At 73.4% G+C, this 21,511-nt stretch carries 21 protein-coding genes; 9 read left to right on the top strand and 12 right to left on the bottom strand.

The window, feature by feature from the left end; translation table 11 throughout:
- Window positions 1–47 precede the first annotated feature (47 nt).
- Window positions 48–926 (top strand): IclR family transcriptional regulator, encoded by an 879-nt coding sequence (locus tag QSJ60_RS02460; protein ID WP_285462375.1) that lies wholly within the window; start codon window positions 48–50, stop codon window positions 924–926.
- Here QSJ60_RS02460 and QSJ60_RS02455 read toward each other — a convergent pair.
- The 6 genes from QSJ60_RS02455 to QSJ60_RS02430 all read right to left on the bottom strand — a co-directional run bounded on the left by QSJ60_RS02455 (window position 910) and on the right by QSJ60_RS02430 (window position 7,430).
- On the bottom strand, window positions 910–1,743 hold the full coding sequence (locus tag QSJ60_RS02455; protein WP_285462374.1) for an ABC transporter ATP-binding protein: 834 nt from the start codon (window positions 1,741–1,743) through the stop codon (window positions 910–912). The genes QSJ60_RS02460 and QSJ60_RS02455 overlap by 17 nt on opposite strands.
- Window positions 1,740–2,672 carry an ABC transporter ATP-binding protein gene (locus QSJ60_RS02450; protein ID WP_230765345.1) on the bottom strand — a complete coding sequence of 311 codons (933 nt, stop codon included), beginning with the start codon at window positions 2,670–2,672 and terminating at the stop codon, window positions 1,740–1,742. Before QSJ60_RS02450 ends, QSJ60_RS02455 begins: the two co-directional genes overlap by 4 nt.
- Window positions 2,669–3,541, bottom strand: a complete 873-nt coding sequence (locus tag QSJ60_RS02445; RefSeq protein WP_285462373.1) for an ABC transporter permease — start codon at window positions 3,539–3,541, stop codon at window positions 2,669–2,671. Before QSJ60_RS02445 ends, QSJ60_RS02450 begins: the two co-directional genes overlap by 4 nt.
- Window positions 3,538–4,488 (bottom strand): ABC transporter permease, encoded by a 951-nt coding sequence (locus QSJ60_RS02440; RefSeq protein WP_189084093.1) that lies wholly within the window; start codon window positions 4,486–4,488, stop codon window positions 3,538–3,540. Before QSJ60_RS02440 ends, QSJ60_RS02445 begins: the two co-directional genes overlap by 4 nt.
- Before the next feature lie 41 nt (window positions 4,489–4,529).
- Window positions 4,530–6,182, bottom strand: coding sequence for an ABC transporter substrate-binding protein (locus QSJ60_RS02435; protein WP_285462372.1), 1,653 nt, complete (start codon window positions 6,180–6,182; stop codon window positions 4,530–4,532).
- 69 nt (window positions 6,183–6,251) lie between these two features.
- Window positions 6,252–7,430, bottom strand: a complete 1,179-nt coding sequence (locus QSJ60_RS02430; RefSeq protein WP_285462371.1) for a M24 family metallopeptidase — start codon at window positions 7,428–7,430, stop codon at window positions 6,252–6,254.
- 175 nt (window positions 7,431–7,605) lie between these two features.
- Here QSJ60_RS02430 and QSJ60_RS02425 point away from each other — a divergent pair, with 175 nt between their 5' ends.
- From QSJ60_RS02425 to QSJ60_RS02410, 4 genes are all read left to right on the top strand, one after another.
- Window positions 7,606–8,349: a FadR/GntR family transcriptional regulator gene (locus tag QSJ60_RS02425; protein ID WP_285462370.1), complete on the top strand. Its 744-nt coding sequence runs from the start codon at window positions 7,606–7,608 to the stop codon at window positions 8,347–8,349.
- Between the two features lie 151 nt (window positions 8,350–8,500).
- Window positions 8,501–10,081 (top strand): gamma-glutamyltransferase, encoded by a 1,581-nt coding sequence (locus tag QSJ60_RS02420; protein ID WP_285462369.1) that lies wholly within the window; start codon window positions 8,501–8,503, stop codon window positions 10,079–10,081.
- Window positions 10,078–10,863, top strand: coding sequence for a sulfite exporter TauE/SafE family protein (locus QSJ60_RS02415; protein ID WP_352230680.1), 786 nt, complete (start codon window positions 10,078–10,080; stop codon window positions 10,861–10,863). The genes QSJ60_RS02420 and QSJ60_RS02415 overlap by 4 nt, the downstream gene beginning before the upstream one ends.
- A 94-nt stretch (window positions 10,864–10,957) precedes the next feature.
- Window positions 10,958–12,241: an MFS transporter gene (locus QSJ60_RS02410; protein ID WP_285462368.1), complete on the top strand. Its 1,284-nt coding sequence runs from the start codon at window positions 10,958–10,960 to the stop codon at window positions 12,239–12,241.
- Between the two features lie 55 nt (window positions 12,242–12,296).
- Here QSJ60_RS02410 and QSJ60_RS02405 read toward each other — a convergent pair whose 3' ends face one another.
- On the bottom strand, window positions 12,297–12,569 hold the full coding sequence (locus QSJ60_RS02405; RefSeq protein WP_230765330.1) for a DUF4190 domain-containing protein: 273 nt from the start codon (window positions 12,567–12,569) through the stop codon (window positions 12,297–12,299).
- Between the two features lie 344 nt (window positions 12,570–12,913).
- On the opposite strand from QSJ60_RS02405, the gene QSJ60_RS02400 reads away from it, so the two are divergent.
- Window positions 12,914–13,786 carry a serine protein kinase RIO gene (locus QSJ60_RS02400; protein WP_285462367.1) on the top strand — a complete coding sequence of 291 codons (873 nt, stop codon included), beginning with the start codon at window positions 12,914–12,916 and terminating at the stop codon, window positions 13,784–13,786.
- 48 nt (window positions 13,787–13,834) lie between these two features.
- Here the strand turns inward: QSJ60_RS02400 and QSJ60_RS02395 are convergent, their stop codons facing one another.
- The gene (locus QSJ60_RS02395; protein WP_285462366.1) at window positions 13,835–14,326 is read right to left on the bottom strand and encodes a hypothetical protein; all 492 of its coding nucleotides are present in this window, start codon (window positions 14,324–14,326) and stop codon (window positions 13,835–13,837) included.
- Window positions 14,327–14,600: 274 nt separating this feature from the next.
- On the opposite strand from QSJ60_RS02395, the gene QSJ60_RS02390 reads away from it, so the two are divergent.
- A complete protein-coding gene (locus QSJ60_RS02390; protein WP_372458680.1) occupies window positions 14,601–15,950 on the top strand; it encodes an MFS transporter in 1,350 nt (449 codons plus the stop codon).
- A gap of 9 nt (window positions 15,951–15,959) precedes the next feature.
- On the opposite strand, the gene QSJ60_RS02385 is transcribed toward QSJ60_RS02390, so the two are convergent.
- Complete coding sequence (locus QSJ60_RS02385) at window positions 15,960–16,535, bottom strand: MarR family winged helix-turn-helix transcriptional regulator (RefSeq protein ID WP_285462365.1); 576 nt, start codon at window positions 16,533–16,535, stop codon at window positions 15,960–15,962.
- Window positions 16,536–16,690: 155 nt separating this feature from the next.
- Between QSJ60_RS02385 and QSJ60_RS02380 the strand changes: the two genes are divergently transcribed.
- Window positions 16,691–17,434: a MarR family winged helix-turn-helix transcriptional regulator gene (locus tag QSJ60_RS02380; RefSeq protein ID WP_285462364.1), complete on the top strand. Its 744-nt coding sequence runs from the start codon at window positions 16,691–16,693 to the stop codon at window positions 17,432–17,434.
- A 250-nt stretch (window positions 17,435–17,684) separates the two neighbouring features.
- Here QSJ60_RS02380 and QSJ60_RS02375 read toward each other — a convergent pair whose 3' ends face one another.
- Window positions 17,685–18,365 carry a TetR/AcrR family transcriptional regulator gene (locus QSJ60_RS02375; protein ID WP_285462363.1) on the bottom strand — a complete coding sequence of 227 codons (681 nt, stop codon included), beginning with the start codon at window positions 18,363–18,365 and terminating at the stop codon, window positions 17,685–17,687.
- Between the two features lie 91 nt (window positions 18,366–18,456).
- Here QSJ60_RS02375 and QSJ60_RS02370 point away from each other — a divergent pair, with 91 nt between their 5' ends.
- Complete coding sequence (locus QSJ60_RS02370; protein ID WP_285462362.1) at window positions 18,457–19,377, top strand: alpha/beta hydrolase; 921 nt, start codon at window positions 18,457–18,459, stop codon at window positions 19,375–19,377.
- Here QSJ60_RS02370 and QSJ60_RS02365 read toward each other — a convergent pair.
- The gene (locus tag QSJ60_RS02365; RefSeq protein ID WP_285462361.1) at window positions 19,346–20,365 is read right to left on the bottom strand and encodes a helix-turn-helix domain-containing protein; all 1,020 of its coding nucleotides are present in this window, start codon (window positions 20,363–20,365) and stop codon (window positions 19,346–19,348) included. The two genes, QSJ60_RS02370 and QSJ60_RS02365, sit on opposite strands and share 32 nt — an antisense overlap.
- 106 nt (window positions 20,366–20,471) lie before the next feature.
- The gene (locus QSJ60_RS02360) at window positions 20,472–21,449 is read right to left on the bottom strand and encodes an alpha/beta hydrolase (protein WP_285462360.1); all 978 of its coding nucleotides are present in this window, start codon (window positions 21,447–21,449) and stop codon (window positions 20,472–20,474) included.
- Window positions 21,450–21,511 lie beyond the last annotated feature (62 nt).

Below are 21,511 nucleotides of genomic sequence, written 5' to 3'. Positions count from 1 at the left end.
GCGCAACTACTGTTGCGCAAGTGTCAACACACCTCTACGCTGGCCCCATGACTCCACCGACGACGTCCGCGAGCGGGCAGCGGCGCAACTCGGCCGGGCTCCGGCGGGATCTCGAACTGCTCGAGGCGCTCGGCAGCGACGAGGCGCTGCAGCAGGGCGGCCTCGGGGTCGTGCGGCTCGCCGAGCTCGCCGGCCGCGACAAAGGCCAGGTCTCCCGCACGCTCGCGACGCTCGCCGATGCCGGACTCGTCGCCCGCGACCCGGTGACCCTCGGCTACAGCCTCGGCTACCAGCTCTACGCCCTGGCGGCCCGCACCGCGGAGGCCCGGCTCGTGCGGGAGGCCACCGGCTACCTCCGCCGCATCGTCGCGGCGACGCACGAGACGACGCACCTCTGCGTGCTGCGCGGCGGCAGCGTGCTGACGCTCGCGAGCGAGCTCAGCGAGCACGCGTTCCGCGGCCTCGGCTGGGAGGGCGTGAGCACCGCGGCCTGGCGCACCTCGGCCGGGCGGGTACTCGTGAGCGGATGGTCCGACGAGGAGCTCGCCGCCTGGTACGAGCTGCACGGGCACGACGAGGCGATCGTGAGCCCGGCCTCCTCGCGCCCCTCGGGCCCGAGCGTGGTCCCGCCCCCGCCACCGCCGCCCGGCAAGCTGCTCGTCACCGACTTCGACAGCCTCCTCGCCGAGATCCGGCGCATCCGCGAGCGCGGCTACGCCACGGTCGACGAGGAGTTCGAGGCGGGCGTCGTCGGCGTCTCCGCCCCCGTCTACGACTTCCGCGGGCAGATCATCGCCGCGGTGAACATCAGCGCCCCGAAGCCGCGCCTCGGCGCCCACCTCGACGCCGCCGGCCGGCTGGCCGCGCGCGGCGCCGCCGAACTCTCCGCGCAGCTCGGCGCCCCGACCCTCACCCCACCCGGGTGAGCTCCTCGAGCATGCCGGGCTCCCGCCAGTGCCGGCTCGGGATGCTGTCGCGCAGGCGCCGCGTGTAGTCCTCGGCGGGGTCGTCGAGCACCGCGCCGGTCTCGCCCTGTTCGACGAGCCGACCGTGGTGCAGCACCACGACGTCGTCGGTGAGCTGGCGCACGACGGCGAGGTCGTGGGAGATCAGCAGGTAGGCGGTGCCGAGCTCGTCGCGGAGTTCCGCGAGCAGGTTCAGGATCTGCGCCTGGATCGAGATGTCGAGCGCGGCGACCGCTTCGTCGAGGATGATCAGCCGCGGCTCGACGGCGAGCGCCCGCGCGATCGCGACGCGCTGCCGCTGCCCGCCCGAGAGGCCGACCGGGCTGCGGTCGAGCTGCGCCGGCGTGAGCCCGACGAGGTCGCCGAGCTCGCTCGCGCGGGCCGCGACGTTGCCGCCGCGCGGCGGGTGCAGGCGCAGCACCTCGACCAGGCAGGAGCGCACGGTCTGCCGCGGGTCGAGCGAGCCGTACGGGTCCTGGTAGACCATCTGCACGAGCTTCGCCCGGCGCAGCCGTTCGGCCCGCGAGCGCGATTTCGCGGTGAGGTCCTCGCCGTGCACGAGCACCCGGCCGCTCGTCGGCTGGTCGAGGCCCATGATGATGCGCGCGAGGGTCGACTTGCCCGAGCCGGACTCGCCGACGATGCCGAGGTCGCGCCCGGCCCGCATGGTGAAGGAGACGCCGTCGACGGCGACGGTGCGCCGTCCGCGTTTGCTGAACACGCGGGTGACGTCGTCGACGACGACGGCGGGAACCGCCCCCGGCTGCTCGGCGCTCATCGCGAACCTCCTTCTGACGCGGATGCCCCTGATGCGGATGCCTCCGACGCGGATGCCTCGCCGGCATCGCCTGCGGCCACCGCCGGCGCGGTGAGGAACGCCTCGCGGTCGGCCGCCGTGATCGTGGGCAGCCGGGGCATCCGCTCTTCGATGCTCGGCCGGGAGCGCAGCAGGGCCAGGGTGTACGGATGCCTCGCACCGCCGTGCAGCTCCTCGGCCGGCAGCTGCTCGACGATGCGCCCGCGGTACATGACGCAGATGCGGTCGCAGAGCGCCCCGGCGAGCTCCAGGTCGTGCGTGATGAAGATGGTGCCGAGCCCGCGCTCGCGGGTCGCCGCGCGCAGGATCGCGGCGATCTCGGCCTGCCGGGTCACGTCGAGCGCGGTCGTCGCCTCGTCGGCGAGCATGAGCCGCGGATCGGTCGAGAGGGCCGCGGCGATCACCGCGCGCTGCAGCATGCCGCCGGACAGCTGGTGCGGGTACTCCGCCAGGCGCTGCGCGGGCTCGGCGATGCCGACCTCGCCGAGCAGCTGCTCGGCGCGCGCGTACGCCGCGGCCCGTGGCATCCGCTTCGTCTTGCGCAGCCCCTCGGTGACGTACTCGCCGACCGTGGTGACGGGGTTCACGGAGGCGCGCGGGTCCTGGAAGACCATGCCGAGCTCGTCGGCGCGGAAGCGGGCGAGCTCGCGCTGGCGGAACGCGAGCACGTCGCGCCCGTCGAAGCGGATGCTGCCGCTCACCCGCGCCGAGGCCGGCAGCAGGCGGGCGACCGCGTTGACGGCCGTCGACTTGCCCGAGCCGGACTCGCCGATGAAGCCGACGATCTCCCCCGGCGCGACGGTGAAGCTCACGCCGTCGAGGGCGCGCACCCATTCGGCGCCGTCGAAGAGCTCGACGACGAGGTCCTCGACCTTCAGCAGCTCGGTCATCGTCCCTCCCGGTTCAGGCTGACCCGATCGGCGAGCCGGTCGCCGATGAGCGAGACGGCGGCCACGACGATCACGATGGCGAGGCCCGCGAACGTGGCCTCCTCCCAGTACCCCTGCAGCACGCCGCGCTGCCCCTCGGAGATCATGAGCCCCCAGTCCGCGTCGGGCGGCTGCACGCCGAGCCCGAGGAACGACAGCGCCGCGAGGTCGACCATCGCGTAGCCGAAGGAGATCGTCGACTGGGCGAGCACCGTCGGCATCACGGCGGGCAGCAGGTGGCGCCCGGCGATCCTGGTGCGCGACTGGCCGACCGTGACGAGGGCGCTGAGGTACGGCAGCGACATCTCGCCGACCGCGACGCTGCGCACGATCCGCGCGATGAAGGGGATGTAGGCGATCGCGAGGGCGAGCACCGCGGTCGTGAAGCCCGGGCCGAGCACCGAGACCGCGAGGATCGCGAGCAGCAGCCCGGGGAACGCGAAGCCGATGTCGAAGATGCGGCTCAGGATGCGGTCGACCCAGCCGCCCGAGATCGCCGCGACGAGCGCGAGCAGCGTGCCGACGACCGCGGCGACGAGCACGACGACCGCCGGGCCGAGCAGGCTCGTGCGGGCGCCCCACAGCAGCCGGCTCAGGATGTCCCGGCCGGAGCCGTCCGTGCCGAGCAGCGCCCACGGCTCCATCGGGCGGTAGGTGAGGCCGAAGTCGACCTCGTTCGGGTCGTAGGGCGCGATGACCGGCGCGAGCAGCGCGGCGAGCACCGCGAGCCCGACGACGGCGGTCGCGACGATGCCGGTGACGCCGAAGCCGCGGCTCCGGCGCGTGCGGCGCCGGCGCATCCGGAGCGCCTCGAAGACGACGGTGGTCATGCGGCGATCCCCTGACGCTCGCGCACCCGCGGGTCGATCACGACCTGGATGACGTCGACGATGAGCACGACGATGACGACGGCGGTGATGAGCAGCAGGCAGATCGCCTGCACCACGCCGAAGTCCTTCTTCGCGACGGCCTCGGTGAGCAGGGCGCCGATGCCGTCGAGCGCGAAGGCGCGCTCGACGACCACGGAGCCCACGATGAGGCTCGTGAGGGTGAGGCCGACGACCGTCGCCACCGGGGTGAGGCCGTTGCGCAGGATGTGCCGGCCGATGATCGTGCCGCGCGGCAGGCCGCGCGCGACGGCCGCCTTCACCTGGTCGCGCGCCGCCTCCTCGCGGAGGGCGGCCCGGGTCACCCGGATCACGTAGGACCCGGAGGCGAGCGTCAACGCGATGACCGGCAGGGTCAGATGGTAGAGCCGGTCGAAGAATCCGTCGCCGGGCCCGAACGCGGGGAACCAGCCGAGCCCCACCGCGAACACCGAGATGAGCGTCGAGGCCGCCACGAAGGAGGGGATGGCGACGCCGATCGAGGTGCCCGCGAGGATCACGTCGCTGAGCGCCCGGCGGGACAGCGCCGCGACGATGCCCAGCCCGACGCCGATCACGACGATGACGACGAGCGCGTAGGCGATGAGCAGCGTCGTGGTCGCGAGCCGCGGCCCGAGCAGCGACAGCACGTCGTCGCGGTAGGTGATCGAGCGGCCGAGGTCGCCCGAGAGCACGTCGCCGAGCCACGCGACCCAGCGCACCAGGAAGGGATCGTCGAGGTGGTACTGCTCGCGCAGCGCGGCGATCGCCTCGTCGCTCAGGGTGCGGTTGCCGATCAGGTAGCTGAGCGGATCGCCCGGCGCGAGGTACAGCGCCCCGAAGATCAGGAACGAGGACACGAGGAGGGTCGCCAGTCCCTCGAGCACACGGATGGCGATGAAGCGGGGCAAGACGACGACCCTCCTCGGTCGGGTTCGGACGGGGCTCGGCGCTACTTGGCGCCGATGCCCGCCGCCCACGGGTAGTAGAGGAACGCGAGCGAGGCGGTCGCGCCGGAGATGCGGTCGTTCAGGTACAGCCGCATGCCCGGGTTCACCAGGTTGATGAGCCCCGTCGAGTCGACGAGCCCGGCCTGCGCGGCCACGAGGGACTCGGCGCGGGCGGTGTCGTCGAGCTCGCCGAAGGCGGCCGCCACGTTGTCCGTAACGCTCGGCTCGTCGAGCAGCCCGTAGTTGTAGGCGCTCAGCGGGGTGAACTCGCTCAGGGACACGATCGGGTCGGCGACACCGGCGCCGTACTCGTTCACGATGAAGGCGTCGTACTCGGCGCGGGCGGCCGCGTCGAAGTAGAGCGCGTTGAAGCTCGTGAGCGGCAGGGTCTGCGTCTTGACCTCGACGCCGATGGCCTTGCCGGCCGCGGCGAGCAGCTCGGCGGCCTTGTTGTCGGCCTCCGTCTCGGCGGGCAGCGCGACGGTGATGCTCTGGCCGGCGAGCCCGCCGTCGTCGACGAGCTTCTTCGCGGCATCCACGTCCTGCGCGACCGGCGGGAGCTCGGCGGCGCCCTGCTCCCAGACGTCCTTCGCGTAGCCCCACGCGCCCGGCTGGATCGGGGTCAGCGACGGCGCGGCGGTGCCGCGGTAGACCGTGTCGGCGAGCGCCTGCCGGTCGTAGGCGAGGCTCAGCGCGCGGCGGAGCTCGGCGTTCTGGAACGGGCCGTCCTTCTCGGTGGGGCGCACGGCGACCCAGTCGGTGCTGGCCCCCAGGTAGAAGCTGCCGGAGTCGGAGTTCATCAGCGGCTCGGTCGCCGAGAGCGGCACCCGATAGGTGCCGTCGATGTCGCCCGAGAGCAGGCTCGACGCGATCGTCGACTCGTCGGTGACGAAGGTGAGCGTCGCGGAGTCGGCGAGCGCAGCGCGGTCGCCGTTCCAGTAGTCGGCGTAGCGCGACATGGTGATGTTCGTGCCCGGCTTCCAGCCGTCGAACTGGAACGGCCCGGTGCACATGATGCCGCCCGACGCGGTGCCGTAGGCCTCGCCGGCCTGCTCGACGTACGCCTTCGAGCCGATGACGCCGGCCGCGGTCGCGAGCATCCGCTCGAAGAGCGCGTCGGGTTCGGTGAAGGTGATGGTCACCTGAAGCTCGCCGGTCTGCTCGATGGAGGCGACCCGGTCGTAGAAGGGCACGCCCCAGTACGAGCCGGCCGCGTCGTCGAGGTTGCGCGACAGGCTGAAGACGACGTCCTCGGCGGTGAGCGGGCTGCCGTCCCAGAAGGTGACGCCCGAGCGGATGGTGAGCACCATCGTCGTGTCGTCGGGGCGGTCGACCTTCTCGGCGAGGCCGGGCTCGAGGCCGAAGTCCGGCGTCTGCAGCATGAGGCTCTCGCACATGTTCGCGAGGGTGGTGTTCTCCGAGTCGCTGTAGGCGTAGATCCAGTCGAGCGAGGCGGGCTCGCCGCTCGTCAGGTTCCACGTGAACGAGTCGATGGGGCCGGAGGCGGCGGGCGTCGTGGTGATCCAGTCGAGCTCGGCGCCGGCCGAGCCGCCGCCGGCGCTCGGGCTGGGGCGCTCGGCGGAGCAGGCGGCGAGGCCCACGGCGAGCGGGACGACGAGCGCCGCCGCGGCGACGCGATGAGAGGTGCGGGACATGTCAGGACTCCTTCGGGGGTGCGGGAGTGGTGCTGCTGGTGCGGTGCTGCGTGCGGGGGAGTCGCCGGCCTACCAGAGGTCGAGGACGGGGGCGAGGTCGACCGCGCCGTCGGCGGTGATGACCACGTTGCGCTCGAAGGTGGCGGCGGTGCCGCCCATCACGACGAAGCGCTCGAGGGCGAGGGTCATGCCGACCTCGATGGGCCGCTCGTTCTCGGGACGGATCCACGGGGCTTCGAAGCCGAGGCCGAGGCCGTGGCCGCCGGCCTGGAACTCGGCGTGCTCGAAGTCGTAACCGCCCTCGGCGAGCAGCTCGTCGGCCGCGCGGGCGAGGTCGCCGACGGTCGCGCCGGGCTTGGCCGCGTCGGCGGCCGCGTCGATGGAGGTGCGGGCGAGGCGGTAGGCCGCCTCCTGCGCCGCGGTCGGCTCGGCGCCGACGACGCGGCTCCGCGCGAAGTCGAAGAAGTACCCGCGGTAGGCGCCGGTGAGGTCGACGGTGAAGAGGTCGCCGGTCTGCAGCACCCGGTTCGAGTAGGTGGGCGGGGCGGGGATGCCGGGCGCCTCGGCGCCGAAGGTGTAGACGAAGGCGTTCGCCATGACGGCCTCGCTGCGGGTGAGCTCGGCGACCATCGCGGCGACGGCGTCGGTCTCGCGTGCGCCGGGTACGAGGAACTCGGCGCCGGCGGTCAGCGCGCGATTGCCGATCTCGCCGGCGCGACGGAGCAGGGCGATCTCGGTCTCGGACTTGATGGAGCGCACGGTCTCGACGAGGTCGTCGGCGAGCACGAGCGCGCCGCGGCGCAGGCCCTCGGTGGCGCGGTCGACGGCGGCGAGCTGCTTGGCGGTCATCGTGTCGCTGCCGACGACGCCGATGCGGAGGCCGCTGCCGCCGCGCAGCGCCTCGCCGACGAGCTCGCCGAGGCTGCCGCCGGTGCGGCCGTCGAGGGCGAGGTGGCGGGTGGCGCCGATGGGCTCGGCGTCGACGTCCTCCGAGCAGAGCACGACCTCGTCGGCGGTGACGACGACGGCGGCGTAGCCGCGATCGCTCCAGACGCCCGCGACGTCGCGGATGGTGGGGAAGACGGCGTAATGGCCGCACAGGTAGAGCACGTTTCCGTAGCGCTCGATGGTGCCGCCGCCGCGCCCCCACACGACGATCGCGTCGAGCTCGGACTCGGCCATCAGCCGGCGCACGCCCGCGACTCGGGCGGCGTACTCGCTCGGGGTGATCTGCAGCTCGACGGACACTGACAACTCCTTCGTTGATTCGGCCTTGACTACTGGTTAGTTTGTAGGACGATTAGTCGGAGAGTACCCGGGGTCGTCTCCGGCGTCAACGCCCGGCGTCGGCGAGCAGGACGGACCGTCCGGAATCCACCGCGCGGGCGGTCGAGCTGCTTCAATCGACTCGGAAGGGAACAGCATGGACTGGACTGAGATCGAGCAGGGCCGCACGCTGTCGGTGCCGGATCGGCTGTCGATCCGACTCGAGCGGCTCATCCTCGACGGCACGCTGCAGCCCGGCGAGAAGCTCCCGCCCGAGCTCGAGCTCACCGAGCGCCTCGGTGTCTCGCGCGTCTCGCTCCGGCAGGCGCTGCACGAACTCGAACGACGCGGCCTCATCGACCGCAAGCCCGGTCGCGGCACCGTCGTGCTCTCTCCGGCGGACGCGCGGGATGCCTCGGGCGCGGCCCTCGCCGAGGTGCTCGGTTCGACGGGCGGCGAGATCGCGCACATTCTCGAGCTCCGCTCGATCATCGAGCCGCGCATCGCCGCGCTCGCCTCGCAGCGAGCGACCCCGCGCGACCTCGTGCAGCTCGAGCAGCTCGTCGACGAGATGGCGTCGCCCGAGTCGAAGGAGCACTACGCCGAGCTCGACCGGGCCTTCCACCAGGCCATCGCCCAGTACACGCACAACCCGCTGCTCGCGATGCTGAACGAGCAGATCGCGAACCTCATCGCGCCGAGCCGTTCGACCGCGCTGCAGACGCAGGAGCGGCGAGACACCTCGACCGCGGCGCACCGCCGCATCCTCGCGGCGATCGCGTCCGGCGAGCCCGAGGTCGCCGAGCACGAGGCGGCGCTGCACATCGGCGCCGTGCGGGAGCAGATCGAGCACGCCGCGGCGGCGCTGGCGGCCGGCAGGACGGGCGACGAGGCGGACTGAGCCGAGGCATCCGGCCGCCGTCGCGCCGGCCGACACCACCGTCGGGCGAAAGTTTGACAGTTGGTAGGACCAAGTGCGACGCTGTGAGCACCGACGCATCCGCCGTGCGGATCGACGCGTCGCGATCGACCGCAACGAGAAGGCCCTGCCCATGACCACCAGCTCACCCCTCGGCGCCGTCGCGAGCTCGCACTACCTCGCCACCGAGGCCGGCGCGGCCGCATTGCGGGCCGGCGGCACCGCCGTCGACGCCGCGATCGCCGCCGCCGCGGCTCTCTGCGTCGTCTACCCGAACAACGTGGCGCTCGGCGGCGACCTCGTCGCCCTCGTGCGCAGCCCGCAGGGTGAGATGAGCTTCGTCAACGCGACCGGCCGCTCCGCGGCGGGCGAATCGCTCGACGCGCTCCGCGCCCGGCATGACAGCGGCCTGCCCTCGCGCGGGGTCGACACCGTCACGGTCCCCGGCGGCATCCGCGGCTGGGAAGCGCTCGCCGCCATCGGCGGCCGTCTGCCCTGGGCCGAGCGGCTCGAGGCCGCCCGCCGCTACGCGCGCGATGGCGTGCCCACCGCGACCTCGGTCGCCCGGGCCATCCGCGATGAACGCGCCGCGCTCGAGGCGGACGCCGGATGCCGCGCGCTGTTCCTGCCCGGCGGCCGCCCACTCGACGAGGGCGAGCCGCTCGTGCAGCCCGCGCTCGCCGACACCCTCGACCGCATCGCCGAGCACGGGCCCGACGAGTTCTACACCGGCGCGACCGCGAGCCGCTGGATCGACGGCCTCACCGCCCTCGGCAGCCGCATCACCGCGGCGGACGCCGCAGCCGCCCGCGCCGTCGTCGAGGCGCCGATCTCCGAGACCGTCGGCGAGCTCGAGGTCGTCACCGCCTCGCCGAACACGCAGGGCTTCTCTCTGCTGCGCACCGTCCGGGCGCTCGCGACCGGCCTGCTCGGCACCCCCGCCGACGCCCTCGGCGCGGGGGCCGGAGCGCTCGCGGCCGTCTTCCACGACAACAACCGCGTGCGCGGCGCCTGGCTGTCCGACCCCGATGTCGCCACGATCGACGCCGCCGGGCTCGTCGCCGCCGACGTCCCGCCGCTCGACGAACTCCGCGCCGACCTCCCCGCCACCGGCGACACCGTCGGGCTCACCGCGGTGAGCGCCGACGGCTGGGCCGTGTCGCTCGTGCAGTCGGTCTACTGGGCGTTCGGCGCCTGCGTGCTGGAGCCGAGCACGGGCGTGCTGTTCCAGAACCGCGGCACCTCCTTCTCGCTCGACCCCGGCCACCCCGCCGCCTTCGGACCGGGCCTCCGTCCGCCGCACACGCTCATGCCCGTGCTCGTGCTGCGCGACGGCGAGCTGCTGCAGGCGCAGGCCACGATGGGCGGACAGGCGCAGCCGCAGATCCACGCGCACCTGCTGCTGCGCACCCTCGCCGGCGCCTCCGCGCTCGAGGCGACGAGCTCGCCGCGCTGGGTCGTCGGCGTGCAGGACGCCGGCGACGTCGAGGCCACCATCACGATCGAGCGGGATGTGCCGGAGGCGACGCTGACCTCGCTGCACGCGAGCGGGCTGAAGCCCAGGCTCGTGCCGCCGCGCGACGAGAACCTCGGGCACTCGAACCTCATCCGCGTCGTCGCGGGCGGCTACGACGCCGCCAGCGACCCGCGCTCCGACGGCTCGGCGATCGTCGTCGAGGCCGCCGCCGAGCTGCTCGAGGAGGCCGGCCGATGATGCAGGAGCGCACGCGCCTGTCGATCTGGATCCTCATCCTGCTCGGCGTCATGATGGGCTACTTCTCCGGGCTCTTCGGCGTCGGCGGCGGCATCGTACTCGTGCCGATGCTGATGCTGTTCGGCGTCGACCAGCGCATCGCCGCGGGCACCTCGACCGCGGCGATCCTGCCCACGGCCGTCGTCGGAACCGTGACCTACGGGCTCACCGGCCACGTCGACTGGATCGCCGCCGCGCTCATCGCCGTCGGCATGATCGTCGGCGCCCAGCTCGGCACCTACCTCCTCGCCCGGCTGCCGCGCGCCGCGCTGTTCTGGGGCTTCCTGGGCTTCCTCGCGGTCGTCGCCGTGAGCCTCTGGCTCGTGGTGCCGCAGCGCGACGCCGAGATCGAGCTGAACGTGTGGCTCGGCGCGGCGCTCGTGGCGGTCGGCGTGCTGACCGGCATCCTGTCCGGCCTCATGGGCGTGGGCGGCGGCATCGTCGTCGTGCCCGTGCTGATGTTCTTCTTCGGCGCCAGCGACCTCGTCGCGAAGGGCACCTCGCTCGCGATGATGGTGCCCGGCTCGATCTCCGGCACGATCGGCAACGCCCGCCGGCGCAACGTCGACCTGCGGATGGCCGCGATCATCGGCGTGACCGCCTGCGTCGCCTCGCCCCTCGGCACGTGGACGGCCCAGTCCATCACGCCGTTCGTCTCGAACGTCGCGTTCTCGGTGCTGCTCGCCTTCGCCGCCTGGCAGCTGGTGCAGAAGCACCTGAAGTCCCGCCACGCAGCCGCCTGACCTCCCCTCGCCCTCCCGACACCCGCACGACGGAATACCCCATGGGGGTATATGGTTGGCGCAGGCGGAGCCCATTCGGGCGAAGGAGGTCGTCATGGGACTGTTCGCGATCCGCGAGTACCGCCGCCTGTTCGGCGCGCAGGTCATCGCCCTGTTCGGCACCGGCTTGGCGACCGTTGCGCTCGGGCTGCTGGCCTACGAGCTCGCAGGGCCCGCCGCCGGCACCGTGCTGGCCACCGCGTTGACGATCAAGATGGTGATGTACGTCGTCATCGCACCGATCGCGGCGGCATGGGCGGACCGGCTGCCCCGCCGCCTGTTCCTCACCCTCCTCGACGTCATCCGCGCGGGCGTCGTCGTCGCCCTGCCGTTCATCACCGAGATCTGGCAGATCTACGTACTGATCGGCGTGCTCCAGGCGGCGTCGGCCGCGTTCACGCCGACCTTCCAGGCGGTCATCCCGGACATCGTCACGGACGAATCGCAGTACACCCGCGCGCTGTCCGCCTCGCAGGTGGCGTACACGATGGAGAGTCTGCTGAGCCCGGTGCTCGCCGCGCTCGCGCTGCTCGTCATGAGCTTCGACTGGCTGTTCGCGGGCACGGCGCTCGGCTTCGCGGTCTCGGCGGCGCTCGTCCTCGCGACGAGGATCCCGAACGCGACGCCGAGCGGCCGAGTCGGGGCGTGGGACCGGCTCAGCTCCGGCCTCGTCTCGTTCGCCCGGACGCCGCGGCTGCGCGGCATCCTGGCCCTGAACCTCGTCGTCGCGGCGGCCGGGTCCATCGTCGTGGTCAACACCGTCAACTACGTCAGGGACCGGCTCGGCGGAGGTGAGGCCGATGTCGCCTGGATGCTCGCGGCCTCCGGCGGAGGTACGCTCCTCGTCGCGCTCGCGCTCCCGCGCGTCCTCGACCGCGTGTCCGATCGGGCGGTGATGCTGAGCGGTGCGGCCGCGCTGGTGGCGGGGCTCGCGGCCGCCGTGGCGATGGCCGCGACGGCGACGGAGTCCGTGCCGCTCACCGCATCGGTCTGGGTGGCCATCGGCGCGGGGATGGCGCTCATCGTGACCCCGACCGGTCGGGTCATCCGGAGATCGATCGCCAGGGAGGGGCTGCCGGCCGCGTTCGCCGCCCAGTTCTCGCTCTCCCACCTGGCCTGGCTGATCACCTATCCGATCGCCGGGTGGATCGGCGCCTCGAGTCTCACCGTCGCCTGGGTCGGACTCGGTGCGCTCGCGATGGGCGGCACCGTCGCCGCGATGCTGCTCTGGCCGCACGAGACCGCCGCAGCACCGGCCCGCGGCGGCACCGACGCGGAGGCCGTCGAGGCGGAATGCGTCGCGGTCGCCGGGCAGAGCGGCTGCGTCCACGCGGTGTAGCCGGACGCGCAACGGGGGCCCGCCGAAACCGGCGAGCCCCCGTTGCGACGCTCGATCAGTACGTCGAGACGCTGCCGGAGTTGACGGCCGCCACGATGATGACGATGTAGATGATGAAGAAGATGACGCCGAGCGCGGTGAGGATCGCACCGACGATGACGCCCGCCTTGGCGAGGCCGTTCGGGTAGCCCGCCTTCTTCGACTGCGACTGCGCCACCGCGCTGATGATCAGACCGATCAGCGGCGTGATGATGGCGAGCACGAGACCGACGATGCCGAGGGTCTTGCCGGGGTAGTCGGCCGGCGGCTGAGCGGGAGTGTTGCTCATGAGGGGTGCCTCTCTGGGGTAGGGATCACGCGCTCCCGCGGAGCGCACCCGAGAGCGTAGCGGGGAAAACGGCGGTGCGGCAACGATTTCGCGGGGTTCAGTACCCAAATGACCCCCGTTCCGTCCGGAACGGGGCATGGACATGGCGGGCGAGCGGGCGTAAGCTGCGTGTTCGGTCGCCTGAGCGGCCGAGTCCGGCCGCATCGACGGCCCGCAGGATCGAGAGAGAGGAGCGAGTGATGACCGACGCCTTCGTCGCGCGTTCAGCAGACACCCTCCTCGAGGTCGCCGCCTTCTAAGCCCGTCGCGGCATCCGGTGGCCTCACGATCCGAAAGCCACCATCGTGAACTTCCTCTCGTCTCTCGACGACTCCGCCGGCGCACCGCTCGACGCGGCATCCGGTCTCTTCTTCTCCGCCGCCGAACCCGGCGACGGCCAGCGCTGGTCGACCTGGCCGGCCACCATTCCCACCGAACGCGGCCCCGAGCCGCGACCCGACTGGCTCGTGACCTCGGCCGGCGCGATCGACACCGAGCTCGGCGTCGTGAAGAGCGGTAAGGAGGCCGACCTGTTCCTGCTCGAACGGGCCGTACCGGGCGCCGTGCCTGGCACCGTCGGCGAGCACGTCGTGCTCGCCGCGAAGCGGTACCGCGGCATCGAGCGCAGCGACTTCCACCGCTCATCGATCTACACCGACGGCCGCGGCACCCGCCGCAGCCGCGACCAGCGCGCCATCGACAAGCGCTCCACCTTCGGCCGCGAGGTCGCGCGGGTGCAGTGGGCGAGCACCGAGTTCCAGGCGCTCAGCGAGCTCACCCGGCTCGGCGCGGCCGTGCCGTACCCCGTGCAGGTGCAGGAGACCGAGGTGCTGATGGAGTTCATCGGCGACGACCGGGTCGCGGCGCCGCGGCTCGCCCAGGTGCGGGCGGAGCCGGCCGAGCTGCGGGAGCTGTTCCATCAGCTGGTCGAGTTCATGCACGTGCTCGCCGGCGCCGGGCTCGCGCACGGCGACCTCTCGCCGTACAACGTACTCGTGCACCACGGCCGCGTCGTCGTCATCGACCTGCCCCAGGTCGTCGACGTCATCGCGAACCCCGCGGGGCTCGAGCTGCTGCACCGCGACTGCGTCAACCTCTGCGAGTGGTTCACCCGGCGACGGCTCGAGTGCGACGCGGAGGAGCTGTTCGGCGAGCTGGTGGGCGTGCTGCACTGGTAGCGGGCTGGGCGGCCGGGCCCGCCGGCCGCCCAGCCCGATGCGATCGGCTCAGTACGACTCGATCTCGCCGATGCGAACCTTGCCGCCGCCCCGCGTACCGCCCCAGCTCTTCGGCGCCGAGACCGTGCGGTGGAAGCCCTCGAAGCGGATGTCGACCTCCCAGCCGCCGGCTCGCTCCGTGATCACCGGCTCCGGCGGCGTCTCCACCGGTGCGGCCGGCTGACGGAAGCACTCGGTTCGCTGGTCGGCCGCCGGGTGGTACCCGTTGCGCTCCCAGACCTCGATCTGCCGGTAGCCGTCGCCGAAGGTCTCGTAGACGTCCGTCGCGTGTCCGATGACCTGGTCGCGGTAGACCATCCGCGTGCCCCGGTAGTGACCACTCGGACTGGCCCAGGTGTTCCGCACCGGGGCACCGGCGGTCGGGGCGTCGCACTCCGTCTCGCTCGCCACCGCCGTCGTGGCCGGCAGCGCCACGAGGGTCGCTGCGAGCAGCGCACCGCCGGCACTCGCGGCCAGGGTGGCCCGTGCAGTCTTCTTCATGTTCACTCCTCCATCGATTCGCGCCGAGGCAGACGGCGCCACGCCCAGCCTCACGCCGCAACGGCCGACCGGCATCCGTGAAACCACGTGCATCGCGCGCGCAGCGCGATACAGTGCAGACGATCGACGCCGATCCCCGGACGTGCGCCGTCACCACCCGTTCACCGGATCTCGGGAGACTGCCGCCATGACCGACCCCACCGCACCGCAGGGCGGCGAGCCCAGCGGCGGCGACGCCGCCGACCGGCGCCCTCGCAACTTCCCGCCCGCACCGATGACGACCGCGGAGGGCGCCGCGGCGACCATCGGCGTCGGCACGGAGCAGGTGGAAGCGGTCACCGAGGCCGGAGCCAGACGCGGGCGCATCCTCGCGTGGGGCCTCTGGGACTGGGGCTCGGCGGCGTTCAACGCCGTCGTCACCACCTTCGTCTTCACGGTGTACCTCACGAGCGACTCGTTCGGCCCGAGCGGCACGGTCGAGGCGCAGCTGGGGTGGGCGCTCGGCATCGCCGGACTGCTGATCGCGCTGCTCGCGCCGATCACTGGACAGCGCTCCGACACGAGCGGACGGCGCAAGCTCTGGCTCGCGGTCAACACGTACCTCGTCGTCGCCTGCACGCTCGCGATGTTCTTCGTGCTGCCGACGCCGGAGTACCTGCTGCTCGGCCTCTTCCTCGTCGCGGCGGGCAACGTCTTCTTCGAGTTCGCCGGCGTGAACTACAACGCGATGCTCGTGCAGGTCTCGACGCCGCGCTCCATCGGCAAGGTCTCGGGCTTCGGCTGGGGCATGGGCTATGTCGGCGGCATCGTGCTGCTGCTCATCGTCTACTTCGGCTTCATCCAGCCCGAGGTCGGCTGGTTCGGCGTGACGGGCGACGACGGCCTCGCGGTGCGCGTCTCGATGCTCGTCTCGGCCCTCTGGTTCGGCCTGTTCGCCCTGCCGGTGCTGTTCGCCGTGCCCGAGTACCGGGGACCCGCGGTGCGGCGCGAGCGCGTGGGCTTCTTCGCCTCCTACCGGCGACTCGGCCGGGACATCGCGAAGCTCTGGAAGGAGGACCGCAACACGGTGTGGTTCCTACTCTCGAGCGCGGTGTTCCGCGACGGGCTCGCCGGCGTGTTCACCTTCGGCGGCGTGCTCGCGGCCTCGGTCTTCGGCTTCTCCGCGGGCGAGGTCATCGTCTTCGCCATCGCCGCGAACGTCGTCGCCGGCATCTCGACCATCGCGGTCGGCGCGCTCGACGACAAGCTCGGCGCGAAGCCGGTGATCGTCGTCGCGCTCGTCGGACTCGTCGTGAGCGGGCTGGTCGTGTTCTTCCTGCACGACGGCGGCCAGCTCGTGTTCTGGACGGCGGGCCTCGCGCTCTGCCTCTTCGTCGGCCCGGCCCAGTCGGCCAGCCGCACCTTCCTGGCGCGGCTCATCCCGGCCGGGCGTGAGGGCGAGGTGTTCGGCCTCTACGCGACGACGGGTCGCGCGGTGAGCTTCCTCGCCCCCACCGCCTTCGCGATCTTCGTGACGCTCAGCGGCAACCAGGCGTACTTCGGCATCCTCGGCATCGTCCTGGTGATCGCGATCGGGCTCGCACTGCTCATCCCGGTGAAGTCGACGCGCAACGCGCGGGGCTGAGCGCAGCGCTCAGCCCCGGCGCCAGCCCTCGGCGAAGCGGGCGAACAGCTCGGCGAACTGAGCGCGCTCGTCGTCGCTGAAGCCCTCGAGCGCGCGCTCGACCGCGCCGCGACGGCGGCCGAGGAGGGATCGCAGCGCCTGGCGACCGCTGTCGGTGATGACGAGGATGGCCCGGCGCGCGTCGTTCGGATCGGGCTCGCGTCGCACGTGACCCGCGGCGACCGCGGCGGCGACCAGACGGCTCGCCCGGGGCTGATCGACACCGATGCGCTCGGCGAGCTCGCCGACCGAGGCCGGGCCGTGCTCGTCCAAGAGGTGGAGCACGCGCAGCGCCGCCTGCCCGCCTCGACCGCCGGGGCCGCGCCAGCCACCGCGCTCGGGGTCGCCGGGCGCGGCATCGCCGTGGTGCCCGGCGCCGTGGGGGCCCCGACCGTGGTGCCCGCCGCTGTGGGGGCCGCGGCCGTGGTGGCGCCCGCCGCCCTCGTCGCCGCCGTGGGGGCCGCCGCCTTGCGGGCCGCCACCGCGCGGACCGAAGCCGCGCGGGCCGCCGCGAAGCATCCCGAGCGCCGCTTCGATGCGGGACACCGGATCGCCCGAACCCGAGCGTTCGCTGGGAGCCCCTTGACCACGATCAGACATACATGTCATAGTACATATATATGTCATAAGGCATGCAATATCCGAACACCGCGCACCGCGCGCCGGGACCCGCCGAGGCGGGCCACCGAGAGAGGAACACCATGACCACCCACGAAGACCACCCCACCCCCGAGCCGACCGAGGCCAAGGCGGGCACCCGCCCGTTCGGCTTCTGGCTCAAGCTCGTCGACCGCCGCCTCTCCGAGGAGATGGCGGAGCTCTTCGCCGACGAAGGCCTCAGCCGCCGCGACTGGCGCGCACTGAACCTGTACGCCGGCGCCGCGGAGGACGAGCGGCTCGCCGCCCGCCTCTCCGAGCGGCCGAAGCTCGCCCACCGGCTCGCCGAGCACGGCTGGCTCGAACGCGGCGAGCTCACCGAGGAGGGACGCGCGGCGCGCGAGCGCCTGCAGTCCCGCGTCGACGGATTCCGCGAGCGGGTCGCCGGCGCGGTGTCCGATGAGGACTTCGCGACCACGCTCCGCACGCTCGAGGCGATCGCCCGCGAGCTCGGCTGGGACGAGTCGCAGCCGATGCCCCGAGGCCGTCGCGGCGGCCGCCGCTTCCACGGTGAGCGCGGGGGCTTCCCGCACGAGCACGGCTTCCGCGGTCCCCGCGGCGAGCGGCACGGCCGAGGCTTCGGCCACGAGCGCGACGGCGGGCCCGAGTGGCACCCCGAAGCGCGCGGCGGTCGCCGCCGGCCCGGCTCGAGCCACGAGCCCTGCGGTCACGAGTCGCACGGCGGGCACGGCGAGCGCCACGGACACGACGAGCGCCACGGCGGTCGCGGACACGGTCGTGGTCCGCGCCGCGAGCAGCTCGAGGTCCACGTGCACCTGCACCGCTGAACCGCGCCTCGGCCCCGCCGAGGCATCCACCCCGGAGCGCCGGTCCCGAACAGGGCCGGCGCTTCGTCGCGTCCGCCCGCCGCCCGCCGCCTCACGAAGTCGCGCGAACGGCGCTTCCGCGGCCCCGCCAGGAGCCGTGTGCGCGACTTCGCATCGTGGAGTCGCGCAGTTCACACTTTCGCCCGGCACCGGAGCGCCGTTTGCGCGACGTCGGCGGCCACGACCAGCCGGGGAGCGAGCGGGCGCCCGCTCAGCGCAGGGCGGCGCCAGGCTCCAGCACGCGCTCCGCGAGCTCGGCGGGCACCCCGAGGGCGAGCAGTCGGGCCCGGTAGGCGCGGCGGGCGCGCAGGTAGGGCAGCTCGTCGTCGCGGATGACGGCGAGGAGGTTCATCAGCTCGAAGGTGCCCTGAATCTCGAAGGCGAGCTGCTCGGGCTCGTCTCCGGCGGGGTCGAGGCCCGGCAGCTCCCCGCGCTCGGCGGCGAACCGCGCGGTGAGCGCGAGGTAGCCGAGCCAGTCGTCGAGCTGCGCAGCGACGGCGTCGCGCACCTGGCCCGGCTTGGCGTGGAAGTCGGCGGCGGCGGCCGAGAAGAAGCAGCCGCCCGGGAAGACCCGGTCCTGCGAGTAGGCGACGACCCGGTCGAGCAGGGCGACGAGCCGGCGGACGCCCCGGGGATGCACCCGCGCGGGGGCGATGACCGTGGCGGCGAAGCGTGCGCTCGCGGTCTCGACCGTCGCGAGCTGGAGCCGCTCCTTGCTGCCGAAGAGGGTCGCGACGCTCGACTTGCCGACGCCGGCGGCCTCGGCGATGCGGGCGATGGAGAGCTGGTCGAGTCCCTCGACCGAGGCGAGGTCGACGGCCTGCGCCAGCACCGTCCGGCGCGAGGCATCCCCGCGGGCGCGACGCCCGTCGATCGCCGTCTGCTGCTGCATGCTCGCCTCCTCAACTCGATTTTACGCACGATCGTGCGTAAAGTAACCCGTACGATCGTTCGTATTCATTGCCTGCCATCCGGAGGCCGTCATGCCGAAGCTCCCCGCGTCCGTCGCCGCCCGCATTGCCATCGCCCGCGCCGCCGCCCCGCGCAGTCCGCGCCTCGCCGCGCGCGCCGTGCTCCCCCTCTTCACCTCGACGCGCCCGCGCCGCCCGGTCGCGCCGCGCGAGCGGGCGATCCACGACAGCGCCAGGCGCAGCGCGTTCACCGCCGCAGGCCACGAACTCGTGAGCTACGAGTGGGGCTCGGGCGCGCAGACCGTGCTGCTCGTGCACGGCTGGCGCGGCCGCGCGAGCCAGTTCGCCCCGCTCGTGCGCGAACTCCGTTCGGAGGGCTTCCGGGTCATCGCCTTCGACGCGCCCGCGCACGGCGACTCCCCCGGGCGCCGCGCCGACATCCGCGACTGGATCGCCGCGATCGAGGCCCTGCAGCAGCGGCACGGGCGCTTCAGCGCGATCGTCGGGCACTCGCTCGGCGGCCTGGCCGCGATGACCGCCGTCGCCGAGCGCACGAGCGCGGGCGGGGTCGTCGCCATCGCGAGCGTCGGCGACGCGGCGGTCACCACGAACGTCTTCGCCGGGGCCCTCCGGCTGGGCGATCGAGCCGCCGCCGAGCTCGCCACGGCGTTCATCCACCGCGTCGCGCCGGGCCTCGACCCCGTGGAGGTGTGGCGTCGCTTCGACCGCGTGGCGCACCCGATCCCCGCGCCGGTGCCGCTGCTGCTCGTGCACGACGCCGCCGACCGCGAGGTGCCGGTGAGCGAGAGCGAGCGCCTGCGCGCCGCGCACGACGAGCGCGCCCGCGCGGTCGTCGTCACCGGCTCCGGCCACTCTCGGGTACTCGGCCACGACGCGACGCTCGACGCCGTGACCGCCTTCGCGCTCCGCGGTCTCGCGGGCGTCGACGCGCTCGCGCCCGTCAGCGCGGGCTCGGCACGACCGACAGCGTGACGAGCACGCGGGCGACCGCGTAGCGCGTGCGCCCCTGCGGCGAGCGCGGGTCGTAGCCGAGCCGACGGCCGAGCACGAGCAGCCGCTCCTGCACCGTGGAGTGGTGGATGCCGCAGCGCGCCGCCGCCCCGCGCACGCTCCCGGTCTCGGCCAGCGCGTCGAGCAGGGCGAGCGCCCTGGGGTCGAGGGCGGCGAGCGCGACGGCGTCCGGGTGCGGCTCGGGCCGGGCATCGGCCGCCTCGGCGAGCAGCAGCAGCCCGCCGAGCTCTTCGGCGTCGACGAGCGGACGCGCGTCGTCGGCGAGCCGGAGCGCGACGAGCGCCGAGGCCCACGACTCCGGGAGGCGCTCGGGCACCAGCGCGAGACCGAGGCCGAGCTGCGTCGGCTCCGTGCCCGCCGGTCCGTCCTCCGCCGCCCGCCGCAGCACGGCGCGCACGAGCCCGTGGCGGGTCGCGACGACGGCGCTCGGGGCATCCGTCGGCGCCTTCGCATCGTGCGGTGCGGCGATCGCGCGCACCCGCGGCTCGGCGTCGAGCTGGAGCCGGGCGAGCGCGGCCCCGCGCTCCTCGGCGGTGGCATGCGGGTTCACCGCGATCTCGACCGCGCCGGCGAGGCCCGAGCCGCCGGCCGCGCGGCGGGCCTCCGAGATGCCGAGGGCGATGGCGAGCCGCTCGAGCACCATCGCGTCGTTCGCGTGGGCGTCTCCGCTGCGCTCGAGCCAGCACACGGAGCCCTCGCCGACCGTGCGAAGGCGAGCGGCAGCGGGCGGCGCGACGGGGCTCGGCAGCCGCCCGCCGTCCTGTCCCACGCGGAGCCGGCGCGCCGAGCCGAGGAAGCCGACCGGCGCCCCGCTCAGCGCCGCAGCCCCGCGCAGCAGCGCCTCGGCGCCGACGCCCGCGGCGACGAGCGCGTCGAAGTAGGTGACGACCTTGAGGGTCTCACTCGCCTCCGGGTCGAGGGCGGTGAGCCGCCCGACGAGTTCCTGCATGGTGCGCTCCAAGCTCTGGCGACCACGATATCCCGGTGCGGGTGGTGCTCCGCCGCCGCGGCGGAAGGCAGGCGGTGCCGGCCGCGGCGACGGAAGCGTTCAGGGATCAGTCGCCGAGCAGGCGGGAGACCCAGTTGTCGCGCGCGGCCGTGGAGGCCTGCGACACGGCGGCCTGCGGGGCGAGCAGATCGAAGCCGTGGAAGCCGCCCGCCCACACGTGCAGCTCCGCCTGGACGCCCGCCTCCCACAGCTTCGTCGCGTACGCGACATCCTCGTCGCGGAACACCTCGGCGCTGCCGCAGTCGATGTACGCCGGGGGCAGGCCGGAGAGGTCGGTGGCGCGCGCGGGCGAGGCGTAGATCGAGACATCCGCCGTCCCGCGCCGCTCGCCGAGCAGCGCGGACCAGCCGGTGACGTTCGAGCCGCGGTCCCACACGCCGACGCCGTCGATCTGCTTCGTCGACACCGTGACGTCGCGGTCGTCGAGCATCGGGCAGATGAGCAGCTGGCCGAGCAGCACCGGGCCGCTGCGGTCGCGCGCGAGCAGCGCGGTGCCGGCCGCGAGCCCGCCGCCCGCGCTCGCGCCGGCGATGAGGATGCGGTCGGGGTCGATGCCGAGCTCGGCCGCGTGCTCGGCAGTCCAGACGAGGCCGGCGTAGCAGTCCTCGACGGGGTACGGGTCGGGGAATTCGGGGGCGAGCCGGTACTCGACGGTCACGAGCACGGCGTCGTAGCGGGCGATCCACTCGACGAAGCTCGCGACGCCCACCCAGCGGTCGCCGACGATCATGCCGCCGCCGTGGGTGTGGAAGATGCCCGGGCCGGTGCCGGTGCGGCCGCGGCGGGACACGATCGACACGGCGATCTCGTCGCCGCCGTGCCCGGGGATGATCACTTCACGGGTCTCGAGCTCGTACTGGGCGAGGAGCGGCGCGAGCTGGTCGAAGACGACCGGGCCGGACTGCCCCTGCCGCATGACGGGGATGAACTCGGGAGTGATCGTCGAGGGCAGCTGGTCGCCGAGCACGGTGAGCGCCGCTTCGAGCTCGGGATCGAACGGCGGTCGGGAAAGGATGTCGGTCATCGGTACTCCATCGTCCGGGGCCACTCCATCGTGGCGCGTGCCGCCATGCTCCCCGCTCGTGG

Origin of the sequence: Agromyces sp. NBRC 114283 (assembly GCF_030268405.1) — a bacterium.
GTDB lineage: Bacteria > Actinomycetota > Actinomycetes > Actinomycetales > Microbacteriaceae > Agromyces > Agromyces mediolanus.
The sequence above is the reverse complement of the archived record's forward strand: the minus strand, read 5'-3'. Positions and strand labels throughout refer to the sequence as shown.

Excerpts from the sequence above, each read along its gene's own strand:
- QSJ60_RS02460 (WP_285462375.1), top strand. The coding sequence starts at position 48 with ATGACTCCACCGACGACGTCCGCGAGCGGGCAGCGGCGCAACTCGGCC.
- QSJ60_RS02455 (WP_285462374.1), bottom strand. The coding sequence starts at position 1,743 with ATGAGCGCCGAGCAGCCGGGGGCGGTTCCCGCCGTCGTCGTCGACGAC.
- QSJ60_RS02450 (WP_230765345.1), bottom strand. The coding sequence starts at position 2,672 with ATGACCGAGCTGCTGAAGGTCGAGGACCTCGTCGTCGAGCTCTTCGAC.
- QSJ60_RS02445 (WP_285462373.1), bottom strand. The coding sequence starts at position 3,541 with ATGACCACCGTCGTCTTCGAGGCGCTCCGGATGCGCCGGCGCCGCACG.
- QSJ60_RS02435 (WP_285462372.1), bottom strand. The coding sequence starts at position 6,182 with ATGTCCCGCACCTCTCATCGCGTCGCCGCGGCGGCGCTCGTCGTCCCG.
- QSJ60_RS02425 (WP_285462370.1), top strand. The coding sequence starts at position 7,606 with ATGGACTGGACTGAGATCGAGCAGGGCCGCACGCTGTCGGTGCCGGAT.
- QSJ60_RS02420 (WP_285462369.1), top strand. The coding sequence starts at position 8,501 with ATGACCACCAGCTCACCCCTCGGCGCCGTCGCGAGCTCGCACTACCTC.
- QSJ60_RS02415 (WP_352230680.1), top strand. The coding sequence starts at position 10,078 with ATGATGCAGGAGCGCACGCGCCTGTCGATCTGGATCCTCATCCTGCTC.
- QSJ60_RS02410 (WP_285462368.1), top strand. The coding sequence starts at position 10,958 with ATGGGACTGTTCGCGATCCGCGAGTACCGCCGCCTGTTCGGCGCGCAG.
- QSJ60_RS02405 (WP_230765330.1), bottom strand. The coding sequence starts at position 12,569 with ATGAGCAACACTCCCGCTCAGCCGCCGGCCGACTACCCCGGCAAGACC.
- QSJ60_RS02395 (WP_285462366.1), bottom strand. The coding sequence starts at position 14,326 with ATGAAGAAGACTGCACGGGCCACCCTGGCCGCGAGTGCCGGCGGTGCG.
- QSJ60_RS02390 (WP_372458680.1), top strand. The coding sequence starts at position 14,601 with ATGACGACCGCGGAGGGCGCCGCGGCGACCATCGGCGTCGGCACGGAG.
- QSJ60_RS02380 (WP_285462364.1), top strand. The coding sequence starts at position 16,691 with ATGACCACCCACGAAGACCACCCCACCCCCGAGCCGACCGAGGCCAAG.
- QSJ60_RS02375 (WP_285462363.1), bottom strand. The coding sequence starts at position 18,365 with ATGCAGCAGCAGACGGCGATCGACGGGCGTCGCGCCCGCGGGGATGCC.
- QSJ60_RS02370 (WP_285462362.1), top strand. The coding sequence starts at position 18,457 with ATGCCGAAGCTCCCCGCGTCCGTCGCCGCCCGCATTGCCATCGCCCGC.
- QSJ60_RS02365 (WP_285462361.1), bottom strand. The coding sequence starts at position 20,365 with ATGCAGGAACTCGTCGGGCGGCTCACCGCCCTCGACCCGGAGGCGAGT.
- QSJ60_RS02360 (WP_285462360.1), bottom strand. The coding sequence starts at position 21,449 with ATGACCGACATCCTTTCCCGACCGCCGTTCGATCCCGAGCTCGAAGCG.